Source organism: Enterococcus nangangensis (assembly GCF_005405245.1).
GTDB lineage: Bacteria > Bacillota > Bacilli > Lactobacillales > Enterococcaceae > Enterococcus_J > Enterococcus_J nangangensis.
Genome location: NZ_BJDR01000035.1, coordinates 1 through 16,585, shown reverse-complemented (window position 1 = coordinate 16,585; position 16,585 = coordinate 1). Strand labels below are relative to the sequence as shown.

At 41.5% G+C, this 16,585-nt stretch carries 13 protein-coding genes and 2 tRNA genes; 11 read left to right on the top strand and 4 right to left on the bottom strand.

Annotated elements, in window-relative coordinates:
• Positions 1-149: 149 nt before the first annotated feature.
• A complete protein-coding gene (locus FFM57_RS09285) occupies positions 150-350 on the bottom strand; it encodes a DUF3955 domain-containing protein (RefSeq protein WP_137600241.1) in 201 nt (66 codons plus the stop codon).
• A gap of 235 nt (positions 351-585) precedes the next feature.
• Between FFM57_RS09285 and nifJ the strand changes: the two genes are divergently transcribed.
• The 7 genes from nifJ to FFM57_RS09250 all read left to right on the top strand — a co-directional run bounded on the left by nifJ (position 586) and on the right by FFM57_RS09250 (position 7,462).
• A complete protein-coding gene (gene nifJ / locus FFM57_RS09280; RefSeq protein WP_137600242.1) occupies positions 586-4,299 on the top strand; it encodes a pyruvate:ferredoxin (flavodoxin) oxidoreductase in 3,714 nt (1,237 codons plus the stop codon).
• 219 nt (positions 4,300-4,518) lie between these two features.
• Positions 4,519-5,361, top strand: coding sequence for a transporter substrate-binding domain-containing protein (locus FFM57_RS09275; protein WP_137600240.1), 843 nt, complete (start codon positions 4,519-4,521; stop codon positions 5,359-5,361).
• Positions 5,362-5,388: 27 nt separating this feature from the next.
• Positions 5,389-6,072, top strand: a complete 684-nt coding sequence (locus FFM57_RS09270; protein ID WP_137600239.1) for an amino acid ABC transporter permease — start codon at positions 5,389-5,391, stop codon at positions 6,070-6,072.
• Positions 6,073-6,084: 12 nt separating this feature from the next.
• Complete coding sequence (locus tag FFM57_RS09265; RefSeq protein WP_137600238.1) at positions 6,085-6,819, top strand: amino acid ABC transporter ATP-binding protein; 735 nt, start codon at positions 6,085-6,087, stop codon at positions 6,817-6,819.
• A gap of 195 nt (positions 6,820-7,014) precedes the next feature.
• Complete coding sequence (gene ykzS, locus FFM57_RS09260; RefSeq protein ID WP_137600237.1) at positions 7,015-7,227, top strand: protein YkzS; 213 nt, start codon at positions 7,015-7,017, stop codon at positions 7,225-7,227.
• Positions 7,228-7,286: 59 nt separating this feature from the next.
• Positions 7,287-7,358 (top strand) — tRNA-Glu (locus FFM57_RS09255).
• Positions 7,359-7,373: 15 nt separating this feature from the next.
• Positions 7,374-7,462: transfer RNA gene (locus tag FFM57_RS09250), tRNA-Ser, on the top strand.
• Positions 7,463-7,664: 202 nt separating this feature from the next.
• Here FFM57_RS09250 and FFM57_RS09245 read toward each other — a convergent pair.
• Both FFM57_RS09245 and cls read right to left on the bottom strand, forming a co-directional pair.
• Entirely contained in the window at positions 7,665-7,973 is a 309-nt protein-coding gene (locus FFM57_RS09245) for a DUF3592 domain-containing protein (RefSeq protein ID WP_137600236.1), read from the bottom strand.
• Between the two features lie 162 nt (positions 7,974-8,135).
• The gene (gene cls / locus FFM57_RS09240; RefSeq protein ID WP_137600235.1) at positions 8,136-9,593 is read right to left on the bottom strand and encodes a cardiolipin synthase; all 1,458 of its coding nucleotides are present in this window, start codon (positions 9,591-9,593) and stop codon (positions 8,136-8,138) included.
• A gap of 125 nt (positions 9,594-9,718) precedes the next feature.
• Between cls and FFM57_RS09235 the strand changes: the two genes are divergently transcribed.
• Both FFM57_RS09235 and FFM57_RS09230 read left to right on the top strand, forming a co-directional pair.
• Positions 9,719-11,071, top strand: coding sequence for a DEAD/DEAH box helicase (locus tag FFM57_RS09235; protein WP_137600234.1), 1,353 nt, complete (start codon positions 9,719-9,721; stop codon positions 11,069-11,071).
• 44 nt (positions 11,072-11,115) lie between these two features.
• Complete coding sequence (locus FFM57_RS09230; protein ID WP_137600233.1) at positions 11,116-11,976, top strand: AAA family ATPase; 861 nt, start codon at positions 11,116-11,118, stop codon at positions 11,974-11,976.
• Between the two features lie 50 nt (positions 11,977-12,026).
• On the opposite strand, the gene FFM57_RS09225 is transcribed toward FFM57_RS09230, so the two are convergent.
• Positions 12,027-12,452, bottom strand: a complete 426-nt coding sequence (locus FFM57_RS09225; RefSeq protein WP_137600232.1) for a GNAT family N-acetyltransferase — start codon at positions 12,450-12,452, stop codon at positions 12,027-12,029.
• Positions 12,453-12,527: 75 nt separating this feature from the next.
• Here FFM57_RS09225 and FFM57_RS09220 point away from each other — a divergent pair, with 75 nt between their 5' ends.
• Together FFM57_RS09220 and alaS are read left to right on the top strand one after the other, a co-directional pair.
• On the top strand, positions 12,528-13,571 hold the full coding sequence (locus tag FFM57_RS09220; RefSeq protein WP_137600231.1) for a DUF7278 family profilin-like fold-containing protein: 1,044 nt from the start codon (positions 12,528-12,530) through the stop codon (positions 13,569-13,571).
• Between the two features lie 262 nt (positions 13,572-13,833).
• Positions 13,834-16,470 (top strand): alanine--tRNA ligase, encoded by a 2,637-nt coding sequence (gene alaS, locus FFM57_RS09215; protein WP_137600230.1) that lies wholly within the window; start codon positions 13,834-13,836, stop codon positions 16,468-16,470.
• Positions 16,471-16,585 lie beyond the last annotated feature (115 nt).

Below are 16,585 nucleotides of genomic sequence, written 5' to 3'. Positions count from 1 at the left end.
TAATACCTATTTTATTGCATGAAAAAAGGAGTGGATTTCTCCACTCCATAAAAGTCTAACTTTTTGGGGTCACTACAAAAGCTACACGGGTTGTTTTTTGCTGAAAAATTTCGGGAAAATGAGGCTAGGGCCAGTTAGTGTGACTAGCTTTATTTTTTTCGCCGCGAAATTTTTAAAATTAATAAGCTAACTCCGGCTAGCGCTAAGGTGAGGTAGCCTAAGGGAATGCCGAAAAATCCCGGCTCTACTAACACCCCATCGGCATCCAAGTAGGAAGGAGAAAGGGCCGCGACAGCAAAGAAAATGATACTCAGTAAAAGCAAGAGGCAAGGTAACCAATATTTTTTCATTGCGACACTCCAGTCATCATCGTTGATTTATTTCTTTTTTTCATCATACGAAAAAGCTACCAAAAAGGCTAGTAACATCATTTCCCCTTAGTTCTTTCCTAAGAATTTTTTTCTTGCGAGAAATTTGTGAAATTTTTAGTAAATTGGTTTAAAAACAAAGGGACTTCCTTTATACTGGAGGTGTGCTCTTACGCAAAGTTAGGAGAGAAAGAGAATGACAAGAAAAAAACAAACAATGGACGGCAACACAGCTGCCGCTTATATTTCATATGCTTTTACGGAGTTAGCGGCAATTTATCCCATTACGCCTAGTTCTACCATGGCAGAATTAGTAGATGAGTGGTCCGCCCAAGGAAAGAAAAATTTATTTGGTCAACCAGTGAAAGTGGTGGAAATGCAATCAGAAGCAGGGGCAGCCGGCGTGGTTCACGGCTCCTTAAAGACCGGCTCCTTGACTTCCACTTACACAGCTTCACAAGGTTTACTTTTAATGTTACCGGATTTATATAAAATTGCTGGTGAATTGTTGCCTGGCGTTTTTCATGTAGCCGCGCGGGCAGTGACCAGTAATGCCTTGAGTATTTTTGGCGATCACTCTGACGTGATGGCTGCCCGGCAAACTGGGGTAGCGATGTTAGCAGAAAGTTCGGTGCAAGAAGTGATGGACTTATCCGCCGTGGCCCATTTAGCTGCTTTAGAAGGTAGTTTGCCTTTTATGAATTTCTTTGATGGTTTTCGTACTAGCCACGAAATTCAAAAAATTGAAGTCTTAGACTATGACGAGTTGATTCCTTTAATGAGTCAAGAGGCTTTAGCACGCTTTCAAGCACGGGGAATGAATCCTAATCGGCCAAGTGTCAGCGGGACGAATCAGCCACCAGAAATCTTTTTCCAACAACGGGAAACTGTCAATCAGTATTATCAAAACTTACCAGCCATTGTTGAAAAATATATGACCGCGATTAATGAGTTGCGGGGGACAGACTATGACTTAGTCAACTATTACGGCGATCCAGAAGCTACTGAAGTAATTATTGCTATGGGAAGTGTTGGTCCAATTATTGAACAAACGGTGGACTATTTACGAGGACTTGGTCGCAAAGTCGGCTTTTTAAATATTCACTTGTATCGTCCGTTCCCTGTTGCTAAACTATTAGCTAACTTACCGCAAACTGTGGCAAAGATTGCTGTTTTAGATCGGACGAAAGAGCCTGGAGCAGGTGGCGAACCTTTGCTTTTAGATGTGCAAAGTGCTTTTTATGATGCCCCTAAACGCCCGACAATTATTGGTGGGCGCTATGGTCTGGGTTCTAAAGATGTTTTGCCGAATCATATTGTGGCGATTTTTGACGAATTGGCCAAAGATCTGATGGCCATGAAGAGCCGCTTTACCGTCGGCATTGATGATGATGTCACCCAAATGAGTCTAGCAAAAACGTCGATTTTAGATTTGACGAATCCGCAAACCTTCCAAGCGAAATTCTGGGGCTTTGGTTCTGACGGCACAGTTGGAGCCAATAAGTCAGCGATTAAAATCATCGGGGATCACACCGATAAATTTGCCCAAGGATATTTTTATTACGATTCCAAAAAGTCTGGCGGGCTGACCGTTTCTCATTTGCGTTTTGGAGAAACTCCAATTCGTTCCAGTTACTTAATTGAAAATGCGGATTTTATCGCCTGTCACAATCCTTCTTATTTGCATTTGTATGATTTGACGAAGGGCTTGAAAAAAGGTGGAACCTTCCTATTAAATACCGTTTGGAACGACGAGCAATTAGATCGTAATTTGCCGGTGCGCTTAAAACGTTATCTCGCGCAAAATGAGATCCAATTTTATACCATTGATGCTGTAAAAATTGCTAAAGACGCAGGTCTTGGCAATCGGATTAACACGACAATGGAAACAGCTTTCTTTAAGTTAGCCAACATTATTCCTTTTGCCGAAGTGTTGCCTATTTTAAAAGCAAGTGCGCAAAAAGCTTACGGGAAAAAATCACAAACCATTGTCGATAAAAATATTCGCGCCATTGATGATACGGTTGCCCATCTCCATCAAGTAGTGGTACCGGCTAGTTGGCGAGATGCCACCGAACAAAAACGGCAACCAAGTACGCATCTACCTAAATTTTTCTACCAGATTTCGGAACCGGTCAACGCTCAAGAAGGCGAGAAAATTTCTGTTGGCGACCTCATTGCTAACGGCATGGTGGACGGCTCGATTCCTTTAGGGACGACGCAATATGAAAAACGAGGGATTGCTTTAGAAGTCCCTGAATGGATTCCTGAGCGTTGTACTATGTGTAACGAATGTGCTTTCGTTTGTCCGCATGCGGCGATTCGTCCTTTCTTAGCCGATGAAGATGAAATGGCCGAAGCTCCTGCTGGGTATATCGTGCGGGATATGAAAGGTCCTGACGGTCAAAAGTATCGGATTCAAGTTTCCATTGAAGATTGTACTGGCTGTGGGATGTGTGTGGAAGCGTGTCCGGCTAAAGGTAAAGCTTTAGTCATGAAACCTTACGAAGAACAAAAGGAACAAGCTATGAACTGGGCTTTTGCCATGACGTTACGGACTAAAGAAAATCCTTATCGTGATAAAAAGAATTCCGTTTTGTCCACGCAATTTAATAAACCACTAATTGAATTTTCTTCAGCCTGTCCAGGTTGTGGGGAGACGCCTTATTTGAAATTATTAACACAAATGTATGGCGATCGCATGATGATTTCTAATGCCACCGGTTGTTCTTCCATTTATGGTGGAGCTTTCCCGGTCACCCCGTACACCACTAACGATCAAGGACAAGGGCCATCATGGTCCAACTCTTTATTAGAAGATAACGCGGAATACGGATATGGCATGTATTTAGCTAATGAAACACAACGAGAACGGGTGGCGGTGTTAGTCAGCGATGCTTTACCAAATGTCACGCAAACAGAACTAAAAGCTTTAATGACCGATTGGCTAGAACATTTTTCAGAAGGTGAAGGGACACGTCAACGCTCTACGAAGTTGATTGCCGCTTTAGAGGCAGCCTTAGCTGTGGCTCCTAATGAAGTATTAGCCGCTATTTACGCCCAAAAAGATTTATTTGTCAAACCTTCCCAATGGTTAATCGGTGGTGATGGTTGGGCCTATGATATTGGTTTTGGCGGCTTAGATCACGTCATTGCGACAGGTGCGGATGTGAATATTTTAGTTTTAGACAACGAAGTATACTCCAATACCGGTGGTCAAACCTCTAAAGCAACACCCGCTTCAGCTATTGCCAAGTTCTCGGCTAGTGGTAAATATGTCGGGAAAAAAGACTTAGGCATGATGGCCATGAGCTATGGCAATGTCTACGTGGCACAAATTGCCTCTGGTGCTAATCAAATGCAAACGATTAAAGCCTTTGAAGAAGCTGAAAAATTCCCGGGGCCGTCTGTCATTATTGCCTATACGCCATGTATTAATCACGGCTTAAAAGGTGGCCAAACCATGAGTCTAAAAGAAGCTGATGATGCAGTTAAATCTGGTTATTGGTCTTTATATCGCTATAATCCTTTGTTGGAAGAAGCTGGCAAAGTTCCCATGACTCTCGATTTCAAAAAGCCAGACTTTTCTTTGATGCCCGACTTTATGCGGACGCAAGTACGTTTTTCAGCGTTGGAACGGAATTATCCGGCAGAAGCACAAGCTTTATTTGCAAAAAATGTTGCTGATGCTCGCCGCCGCTTCTTTGCCTATGCCCGTTTAACGGGACAAGAAGAAAAAATTCGTAGTCGCATTGAAAAAGCAGAAGGTACTGCTGCACCAATAACAGCCACCACCGTTGAAACAGTGCCCGTGGCTACGGCGACTAAAGAGCGACCAGCCCGCAAAGAACGTGTAGTAGACCCTGAGCGGGAAGCACGACGCTTAGCCCGGCGCGCCAAACGTCACCAAAATGATGAAGAAACTAAATAGCTGATGAAAAGGGATTGTGACAAAAGTCTTGTCACAATTCCTTTTTTGAATATATTCACATTTAAAAGCATAAAATAGCGAAATTAATGTTTATTTTTGCTGGGAAGCGTTTTTATTTAAGAAATATTCAGATTATAGTTGCATTCTTTAAAATTCATGATATGATAATTCATGCAAAAGAAAAATAAATATTGAATAAATATTAAGGGGTTTGACATTATGAAAAAATTTTTAGGTTTATTATTTGCCGTTGGGACATTAACTTTATTATCTGCCTGTGCCACTAGCACGGATAAAACAAGCTCAAGTAGCGCAACTAACAATACTAGTGCAAATAACGACGACAAGTTAGCGCAAATTAAAGAAGCTGGCGTTTTGGTCATGGGGACATCTCCAGATTTTCCGCCTTTCGAATTTCCTGATGCTAATGGGGATGTGGTAGGGATTGACGTGGATATTGCTAATGCGGTAGCCGAAGAATTAGGCGTAGAATTAAAAGTGATGCAATTAAGTTTTGACAATTTGCTCCCTTCATTACAAGCTGGAAAAATTGACGTAGCTTTAGCTGGAGTTTCCGCTACCGAAGAACGTCAAAAGAGTGCCGACTTCTCTACACCTTACTTTACGCCAACGCAAAAAATTGTTATTCAAAAAGCAAATGCTGATACGTATACTTCTGTGGACTCTTTAGATGGTAAAAAAGTAGGGGCACAAAAAGGTTCTATTCAAGAAGGGGTTGCTGAAAGCCAGTTACCAAAAGCTTCTCTTGTTTCTATTCCTTCTAATGCCACCATGTTAATCCAGTTGAAATCTGGAGGCTTAGATGCTATGGTTATGGAAGGTGCTGTGGCTGAAAACTATGTAGCGCAAAATGCGGATTTAGTAGTTGCAGATATTGATTTAACTTCTGCTGATGATGAATCTTATGCTGTTGCTTTACCAAAAAATTCTGGGGATTTAAAAACAGAAATTGATAAAGTCATTGAACAGTTGATTGCTGACAAAAAAATTGACGAATTTGTTACAAAGAATACCGAACTTTCTGATCAAAGCGCTGACTAATTTTTATTCCTTTAAGGGGGCTTTTCATTGAACTTTTCATTTCTTTCCCAATACTATCCCTTCTATTTGTCTGGTGCGGTAGTAACGCTTTTTGTTTCCTTGGTCGTTGTCGTTTTCGGAACCTTAATTGGGGTCTTGGTGGGTATGCTAAAACTATCACGTTTTAAAGTGGTACGTTTTATTGCCAGTTGCTACATTGAACTATTCCGAGGCACACCAATGTTCGTCCAAATTCTGATTGGTTTTGTGTTGCTTTATAATAAAGTTCCCATGCCTAAACTTTATATCATGAACGCTGAGTTGGCTTTAGTGATGGCTGGGGTTATTCCTATGGCCATGAACTCCGGGGCTTATGTAGCAGAAATTGTGCGCGGAGGCATTCAAGCCGTAAGTAAAGGGCAAACTGAAGCTGCCTACTCTTTGGGCTTGCGGCCAGGACTAACGATGCGCTTTGTTGTTTTACCACAAGCTATTCGTAATATCTTACCAGCATTAGGAAATGAATTTGTGACGATTATCAAAGACTCTTCATTACTTTCCGCTATCGGGGTTGCTGAATTAGTCTTTGGGGCAACACGGGTCCAAACGATTACCTTCTTAGGAATTGAGCCGCTTTATGTGGTTACCGGCATTTATTTTGTCCTTACTTTTACCACCAGCCGTCTGTTGATTTTGTTAGAGAAAAAATTAAGCAAAGGCTACGCCAAGTAGGAGGGCTGCGAGATGGTAGAAACGATTATTGAAGTTCAAGGATTAAAAAAATCCTTTGGTAAAAATGAAGTGCTCAAAGGCATTGACTACAACATTCAAAAAGGACAAGTGACCGTGGTTATTGGTCCTTCCGGCTCAGGGAAGTCCACCTTTTTACGGTGCTTAAACTTATTGGAAGTGCCGACAGCAGGGACAATTTCTTTTGAAGGGGTCAACATCACTACCAAGAAAAATGATATTTTTAAGATGCGGGAAAAAATGGGCATGGTCTTTCAACAATTTAATTTGTTCCCTAATATGACGGTGATGGATAACATCACTTTAGCTCCCTTGAAGATTAAAAAAATCAGTAAAGCTGAAGCTGAAAAAATTGCCATGGACTTGTTAAAGAAAGTGGGCTTGGAAGATAAAGCACAAGCTTATCCCCAGTCTTTATCTGGTGGTCAACAACAACGGATTGCCATTGCGCGTGCGTTGGCGATGCAACCTGATGTGATGCTCTTTGACGAACCTACCTCAGCGCTGGATCCCGAAATGGTGGGAGAAGTGTTAGGGGTCATGAAGGACTTAGCCAAAGAAGGCATGACCATGGTCATTGTAACGCATGAAATGGGCTTTGCTAAAGAAGTCGGGGACGAGATTCTCTTTATGGACCAAGGCATTATCATGGAAAAAGGTACACCAGAAGAAGTCTTTGACCACCCGCAAAATCCGCGGACTAAAGATTTCTTGTCTAAAGTCTTATAAAAAGTTGTAAGAGAGACTACTTTGATAAGTAGCTCTCTTTTTTGTCAGCTATTGATGGCCAAACCTATTTTTTAGAAAAATATATTTTACCGTTATAGTTTTCGAATGTTAAAATTAGCAGAGAGTAGGAACATAGCTTCAATTCCTAAAGCATAATAAAAAAATTTGTGGTACACTTTTTTTGAGGTGAAGAAGTTGCAAGCTGAATACTTAAAACAATTACAAGCATTAAAAGAAGGACAAATCAAAGAGATTCCCCTAACGCTAGAAGAGTTTATGGTTTTTCGGGAAGCGTGGATTACGTTGCCAGATAAGGCTGATTTTCGCGGTATTGCTACTTTAAAGGGCGGGGTAACTTTTATTTATGATCCGGATGCTAATCCCACCAATAATCAAGATGAAGACTAGGTAAAAAAGTTTTTGCATCTTCATAGAAAAGGGCGTATAATGTCACTTGTTGATGCAACGGGGCGTTGGTCAAACGGTCAAGACGCATGATTCTCAGTCATGAAATAGGGGTTCGATTCCCCTACGCCCTATTTTTTTATTGCCTTGGAGAGATGGCAGAGTGGTAATGCACCGGACTCGAAATCCGGCGAGTGGACTTAACGTTCATGCGCGGGTTCAAATCCCGTTCTCTCCTTAAGCTTAACGCGTAAAAACCATTCCTTTTTTGAGGAATGGTTTTTTGCGATTGAAGAAAAAAACTGTAATTTTTTTTCAGCTGAGAACTTTTCTTTTATAGCGACGATGCTCTTTGAAAACAGAAATGGCGCATATGAGGGCTAAAATAAGCAGCAAAGCACCGAAGGCAATTGCGATGGCTACTTGTCCCACATAGCTATCTAAATGTTGACGACTATAGCCGGGACTTCCGACATCGTAATGAATATTCGTCGTAGCCCCACATAACTTTTACGGGTGGCATAATCGATAAAACTGTAGGTTTCTCCAGCGACTGTATATTCGTAATGTAAATCATATTGGTCACCGTCGTCTTCATCATGACCAACATATTCCATTTTGACAACTTGGGCCTGGGCTTCATTTGCGCGAGTGAGAAAAGCTTGGTCATCGTGATATTTCCAAATGCCTAAACGAATGACGCATAGGCCTAACAGCGTCAAAATAATTGGCAAAAGATACTTCTTCATGGCAATTTCTCCTTCTTTGTCATAGGGACTTACTTACTTGATAAGGGCTACTTAAAGCGTATCATAGATAAAAAATTCGGTTAAGTAAGATCATTTACGAGAAGGGCTAGCCGAGAGAAAACAAAAAATCCTGCACCTCTTTTGATAGAAGTGTCAGGATTTTTATAAAATCGGAGAAAGTAAACGGGAGAAGTTTTGTTTGAAGCGGAGCCAACGGGATTGGTTGGCAATCATTTCTTCAGTGAGTAAGGTGCAGTGTTCGAGATCTTTAATAAAGATTTCTTCAAATTTTAAGTTCAATTCTCGTGAGTATAAGAAAGCTTGCGCTTCAAAGTTTAATGAGTAAGACCGAATATCTTGGTTCATGGAACCGATGGAGCAGAGATTGTCGTCCACCAGACTTGTTTTAGCATGCAAAAAGCCGTTGTTATAAATATATACCTTAACTCCTTGTTTCGTTAAAATATTGGCGTAATACTGTGTTGCCCGATAAATAAATGGATGGTCGGGCATGCAGGGAATCATGATGCGGACATCAATATCGGAGCGTGCAGCAATCATTAGCGTGGCCATCATGCTATCGTCAGGAATCAAGTAAGGGGTTTGAATCCAAACTCTTTTTTCGGCGTCGTTGATCATACGAATCATGGCACCTTTTAAAATATCTTCTGGCGATTCGGGACCATCAGCCACCACTTGAATGCTGTGACTTCCTCGTAAGGCGGTGGGTGCTCCTTGGAAGAATTTATCTTCGTAGTGAATCACTTCTTTTTTCTGACAGGAAGCGTTCCAATCACGGATAAAAATTTCTTGTAAGGTAAAAGCCACTGGACCCACAAAACGAGCGTGACTATCCCGCCAATAGCCAAACTTAGGATTTTCCCCAACGTATTGGTCGGCGATATTAAAGCCACCGGTCCAGGCTAACAGGCCATCAATGACGACAATTTTCCGGTGCAAGTGATAGTTCAAACGCGTTTTTAATAAGACGTTTTTACTAGTGACAAATGGGGCAACTTCACCGCCGAGATTCTTCAAGGGGGCAAACCACTTTTTAGTCGCTTTCTTGGAACCCCAAGGATCGTAAATTAGGCGGACTTTTACGCCAGCCCGGGCTCGTTCCTCTAAGGCGTGTAAGACACGATTGCCTAGTGTATCGTTGTAAAAAGAATAATACTCAATGTGGATCGTTTCTTTAGCTGCGGCGATGTCTTTTAAAAGTTGGGCAAATTTTTCTTGACCATCCGTAAAAAGTTTTACATCATTTCCTTGGGCAAAGGGAGATTGTTGAGTCTTGTCTAGATAACGGACTAATTTTTGCGCATTAGAGTCCAGTGGTGGAATTATCCAACCAGAGTAGGCCAGTGAATCGGTCTCCACTTTCATTTCAATCGTTTCAATGTCGGAAATATCTTCTGGCGTTAAATTTAAAATACTTTCTTGATCAATGCCCCGACCACAAAAGGCGTAAAGTAAAAAACCAATGCCTGGTAGTAAGGTTAAGGCAATCATCCAAGCCAAGACACTTTGAATACTCCGTGGTTTACGAAAAACGGTAATCAAGGCCGCTAACGTATTAATAAATAGGAGCAAATATAAAGAGGCTAAGATAAAAGTCATAAGACCCCTCCAATAACTTTTTTATTAAGTATACCAAAAATCGTAAGTTTTGACTTATAAAACTTCCAGCAGGCAAGAAAAATATGGTAGTATGATTTGATGGATAAAATGAATGAGGTGAGCACGTGAATTTTGAAAACTATACATTTCCAAAATTTTTACACGATGGCTTAAAGGCCAAAAAATTTGAAACCCCAACGGCAGTACAAGAAAAAATTATTCCCCAAATTTTAAAGGGAAAAAGTGTTGTGGGGCAATCGCAAACCGGTTCGGGGAAAACGTTAGCGTTCCTCTTGCCGTTATTAGCGCGCATTAACCCAGAAGTACAAGATGTGCAAGTGGTGATTACCGCTCCCAGTCGGGAACTAGCAAATCAAATTTACCACGAGGCACAATTCTTTGCCAATTTCAGTGATGCAGAAATTCGCGTTAGTCGTTATGTAGGGGGCACGGACAAAAAACGGCAAATTGCCAAATTAAATCATCAACAACCCCATCTTGCCATTGGCACCCCGGGTCGTTTGTTAGATTTAACCAAAGAACAAGCGCTAAAAGTGCATACTGCTTTTGCTTTAGTCATTGATGAAGCGGATATGACTTTAGACTTCGGTTTCTTAGGAGAAGTTGACCAGTTGGCAGCAGCCATGAGCAGTGCTACTGAATTTTACGTTTTTTCAGCGACGATTCCGGAAAAACTGCGGCCGTTTTTGAAAAAATATTTAGAAAATCCAACGATTGTCGAGATTGATCCGGCGGAAAAAATTGCCACGTCGATTGAAAATATTTTAGTCTCTACTAAAGGAAAAGATAAAAATCGTTTGATTTACCAACTCTTAACTTTGGGTCAACCTTACTTAGCCTTTGTTTTCGCCAATACCCGCCAACGGGTGGAAGAGCTGGGGGACTATTTAAAAGGTAAAGGCTTGAAAGTTGCGAAAATTCACGGTGATATGCCCGCACGGGAACGGACGAAAGTCATGAAACAAATCCAAAATCTCGATTACCAGTTTGTGGTGGCTACTGATTTAGCAGCTCGCGGTATTGATATTGAGGGGATTTCTTTAGTCATTAACGATGATCTACCACAAGACTTATCATTCTTTATTCACCGTGTTGGACGGACCGGTCGTAACAATTTACCAGGAACGGCGATTACCTTATACGCCCCTAGCGAGGAAAACCTCATTGTGGAACTGGAAGGCCAAGGGATTACTTTTGTGCCGCAAGAACTCAAAGGCGGGGAACTTGTGACTAGTTATGACCGGAATCGCCGCGAAAAACGGCAACGGACGAATCAAAAAGAATTAGATCCGACTTTAAAAGGTTTAGTGAAGAAGAAAAAGAAAAAAATTAAACCCGGCTATAAAAAAGAAATCCAACGGGCCGTAGAACAAAAACGGAAACAAGATACTAAAATGGAAAAACGCCAACAAGAAAGAACCCGACGGAAGAAAAAGAAAAGCAATAGCGAGTACTAAAAAGTAATCGTTTCGTAGTCGGCTAAGATGGAGGAGGGAATCCAGTGGCTCTTTATTTAGAACATTTTTATTTGCCTAATGAAGATCAAGAGTGGCGCTTTTTTATTAGTCAAAAAAGCCGAGCTTTTACCACCTACTATCCTTTTCAGTTGTTTCCTGCAAAAGAGTTCAGTCACTTGTCCTTTGAGCCGATTACGATTTTTTACGGGGGCAATGGCTCAGGGAAGTCGACCCTCTTAAATATCATTGCCGAAAAATTGCAGTTGCAACGGGGTGCCCTTTATAATCGTTCCAGTTTTTTTGAAGACTATCTCAAGCTGTGCGACTTTTCTATGCGTTACCCTTTACCGCGACAGTCTGCTATTATTACTAGTGACGAAATTTTTGATTACATGTTAAATTTACGAGCTTTAAATGAAGGCATTGATCGTAAGCGTGTTGGTATGTTTGATGATTATTTGGCCACGAAGTTTAGCGATTTTCACTATCGCGACTTGTCTGATTATGATCAATTGAAAAAAGTATTGGAAACGCGGCGTAAAACCCAGTCTCGTTACGTGCGGGAAAATTTAATGAAAAATGTACCAGAAGAGTCCAACGGGGAGAGCGCCTTGCGTTTCTTTCAAGAACGCTTGCTAGACGACCAGCTCTATTTATTAGATGAACCAGAGAACTCTTTATCACCAGCTAACCAATTGCTTTTAGTCAACACATTAGCTGAGGCGGCCCGCTTTTTCGGTTGTCAATTTATTATTGCCACCCATTCGCCTTTTGTTTTGTCTTTAAAAGGCGCTAAGATTTATGATTTAGATGAAGTGCCAGTTACTACCAAAAAGTGGACGGAGCTTGCAGCTGTGCAAGTTTACGCTAATTTTTTTCAAGAACATCAAGCAGAATTTAATTAAAAAGCTAGTGCCGGAGTTTCTTGTTTAGGGAAATTCCGACACTAGCTTTTTTAGCCGATTTTTTTAGTAAATAGATAGCAGGGAATGGTATCAATGCTAACTTCTTTTGCCGCCGTTTGGTAGCCGTTTTTCAAATAAAAAGCTTGCGCTGCGACTTCACCCCATAAGAAAGCTTCCGTCAATTGATTCTCCTGACCTAATTTTTCCATCGCGTGTAAAAGCTGGCTACCAATTCCCCGCTTACGAAAATCTTTTAACACACAGAGACGATCGGGATTTAATTTACCATCTTTGATTTGGTAACGTAAAGTGGCCACCGGCGCCCCGGCGACAAAATAAACAAAATAAGGTGTTTCGTCCTGCAGACTTTCGTCATATTCCACACTCCAGGGGATTTGCTGTTCTTTCACGAAAACCTCCATGCGTAAATAATAGGCACAGGCTTTCAAGTAAGGGGTTGCACCAAATTGAATCATACGTCCTCCAATGTTTTTTTCTTTGTTACTTTAATGGTATACTTAGACCAATGAATTGACAAGGAGGAATGGGGAATGAACGCCTTTGAGCAAATGTATTGGCCCATTTGGAAAACATTACAAGATAAAGATAAAATGGTTTTAATGCGCCAAGTATTGATGTATTTCGTTTCACCTTTGACTTTAGTGCGGGACGTGGAGCTGCGAGATTTTGAAATGGGAGGCGTCAAATGTCGCACTTTTACTTTTACCATTAACGGCGAACCTTTTGTTTTTGTACCAGGGCAAAAAGAAGCCATTCTAGGTTGGGATCAAGGAACAGAAGGCTTAAGCTTGCGAGATATTTTAGCCAGTGAAGCCGCCTTTAACTTTTTTGAACAACATACGCATCCGCAAATTCCCACACCAGAAGAGTTGGCTGCTGTCGTCAATGAGAATACTTCAGCTTTGCGGAAGGTCAATGTGCCCCCGATGATTGTTTCTCGTTATGCGATTCCCTTTGGTTGTAGCTATATTGGGGATTTTGATACGATTACTGGCTTGTTTTACGGCGAAGTGGCAGACTTTTCACCAATTGAGACAGCGATTCGTCAAATTGTCTATCCGGCCATGACCCAAGAAGAGAGCCTGACGTGGGAGTTTCCCAAGCGTTTCTTTAAAGAAGGAGCCTTTTATTTAGAATTAGATCCGCGGGACAGCCGGTATCATGTTTACAAGCATCAAGTCAAAACTTTAGCGACCGTTGAAAAAGAATTGCGGCGTTATAATTTTTATTTTCCCACTGAAGACGAGTATGAATATTTGATTGGTGGCGGGACTCGCCGCCTGTTTGTTTGGGGGAGTAGCCTTAACTTTTTTGATGGTGTGAATATTACGCCGTCATTTTCGCAAATCGATAACATGTTTGGTTTAAAAATTAATATTGATCGCTGGCAACATTCTTTGTTGCGGGATACCGATGTCGTGAAAGCAGGCCCGGTAGATTCCACTAGTCCTAATTTAATGGCAGCCTTATTGCCTTTAAGCCATTATTATCGCAGAGTCGATCCGCTCCTACCCGAAGCTAGCTTGCCGGCTCAAGATTACGCTTATCGCAAAGTCACCCGTATCTTACCTTGACATTTTTAGAAAACTTTTTTATACTCCTTCATGAAGGATATGTCTGTAATGACTTTTGTCTAGCGAGTCTGGGGTTGGTGCAACCAGATCAAAAGTGTCCCAGATGCTCCCTTTAATTGACGTAACCCGTCCGTGCCTTCGCGTTAAGAAGCTTAAGAGGTAATGATTACACATCATTGCAAGTCAGGTGGTACCGCGTTTTGGCGTCCTGGCTGGCAGTGGTGTGTTTTATTTTTTGTCAAAAAGAAAGGAAGAACAATTGATGAAACAATTATCCAGTGCTGAAGTTCGGCAAATGTTTTTAGACTTTTTTAAATCAAAAGGGCACAGTGTTGAACCTAGTGCTTCTTTAATCCCAGTGAACGATCCAACTTTATTATGGATTAACTCCGGGGTGGCTACTTTGAAAAAATATTTTGATGGTTCCGTCGTTCCTGAAAATCCCCGCATCACCAATGCACAAAAATCAATTCGGACCAACGATATTGAAAATGTTGGGAAAACGGCTCGCCACCATACGATGTTTGAAATGTTAGGCAACTTTTCCATCGGCGATTACTTTAAAAAAGAAATCATCCATTGGTCTTGGGAGTTATTAACGAGCCCTGAATGGTTTGATTTTGATCCAGAAAAACTTTACGTTACGGTTTATCCTAAAGATACGGAAGCCAAACGGATTTGGCATGAAGAAGTGGGGCTACCTTTAGACCACATTATTGAAATTGAAGATAACTTCTGGGATATCGGTGCCGGTCCTAGTGGTCCAGATACGGAAATTTTTTACGATCGCGGCCAAGAATTTAACGATGTTGCAGAAGATGATCCTGAAAATTATCCTGGTGGGGAAAATGAACGTTACTTGGAAATTTGGAACTTAGTCTTTTCTGAATTTAATCATACGCCGCAAGACACCTTTGAACCGCTACCCCATAAAAATATTGATACGGGGATGGGCTTAGAACGGATGGTTTCCATTATCCAAAATGCCCCAACCAACTTTGAAACCGATTTGTTCTTACCGATTATTCATGCCACAGAAGCAATGAGTCATAAAAAATATGCCGTCAATAAACAAGATGATATTTCCTTTAAAGTTATCGCCGATCATATTCGCGCCTTATCTTTTGCCATTGGCGATGGGGCTTTACCAAGTAATGAAGGCCGCGGCTATGTTTTACGTCGGCTTTTACGGCGGGCGGTGATGCACGGGAAAAAACTCGGCATTAACGAAGCATTCTTATACAAATTGGTCCCTGTTGTCGGCAAAATTATGGAAAGCTATTATCCAGAAGTTTTAGCCCAACAAGAATTTATTCAAAAAGTTGTACGGAATGAAGAAAATCGTTTCCACGAAACCATCAATGAAGGCTTAAGTATTTTAGAAGAAACCATTGCAAAAACTAAAGCTGCCGGTGCAACGACTTTAGCAGGAAAAGATATCTTTAAATTATATGATACTTATGGTTTCCCAGTAGAATTGACGGAAGAAGTGGCTGAAGACGCAGAACTTTCAGTAGATCACGCCGGCTTTGAAGCAGAGATGGAACAACAACGGCAACGGGCACGGGCTGCGCGGAGTGATGAATTTTCCATGGGTGTGCAATCTGCTTTATTAACCGATATTAAAGTCGACAGCAAATTCATCGGTTACGACAATTTAACCAGTGATAGTGAACTGTTAGTCATTATTCAAGATCAAGAACTTGTCTCTAAAGGCTTAGTGGGTCAAGCACAATTAATCTTTGACCAAACACCATTTTATGCTGAAATGGGCGGGCAAGTAGCAGATCACGGCGTTATCACCAATCAAGCGGGTGAAGTAGTAGCGAAAGTTGAAGACGTGCAAAAAGCGCCTAATGGGCAAGCGTTGCATACCGTAGAAATTTTGAGTGCCTTACAAGAAGGCAGTACCTATCACTTAGCTGTCGATAAAAAAATGCGTAAAAAATTAACCAAAAATCACACGGCTACCCATTTATTACATCGGGCTTTAAAAGACGTTTTAGGTAATCATGCCAACCAAGCTGGTTCATTGGTTGCCCCGGGGCATTTGCGTTTTGACTTTACCCACTTTGGGCAAGTGACCCCAGCCGAACTGGAAGAGATGGAACACATCGTCAACGAAAAAATTTGGGCTGCTATTCCTGTGGAAACAGTGGAAACAGATATTGACACGGCTAAAAGCATGGGGGCAATGGCTTTGTTTGGCGAAAAATATGGCAAAGAAGTTCGCGTCGTCAAAATTGCCAATTACTCCTTAGAACTTTGTGGGGGGAATCACGTTGCTAACACCGAAGAAATTGGCGCCTTTAAGATTATTTCAGAATCTGGGATTGGCGCGGGGGTACGCCGGATTGATGCGGTGACTAGCCAAGAAGCATTTGAAGCCTTTAAAGCAGAAGAAGCTTTATTAAAAGAAACCGCGGCTTTGGTAAAATCGCCACAATTAAAAGAAACACCAACTAAAGTAGAAAGTTTGCAAGAGTCCTTGCGCGAATTACAAAAAGAAAATCAAGCCTTATTGCAAAAATTAGCCGCGCAACAAGCGGATAATCTCTTTGTTAATCCCGAAACAGCTGGTGCTTTAACCTTCTTAGCCAAACAAGTTAAAGTCAAAGATATGAATCAATTACGGCAGTTAGCCGACGAATGGAAACAAAAAGCAGCTAGCGATGTCTTAGTGTTAGCTTGTCAAAACCAAGATAAAGCTAATCTTTTAGTCGCTGCTAACCCTAAAGCGGTGGCTGCTGGCGTCAAAGCTGGCGATTTAATTAAAGCTATCGCCCCATTAGTGGGTGGCGGCGGCGGTGGTCGTCCTGATCTTGCTCAAGCTGGGGGTAAAAATCCAGCAGGAATTCCCCAAGCTTTAGCTGCGGTGGCTGAATTTTTAAATAAATAATTTTTAAGTAGAGGAAGTTGTCTGAAAACAGACAGCTTCTTTTGTTTGCCCGGCATGGGCAAACTCTCATGGGTTCAAGTCCCTAGCGTGTCCTCATAACGGAAAACGTTAGCTG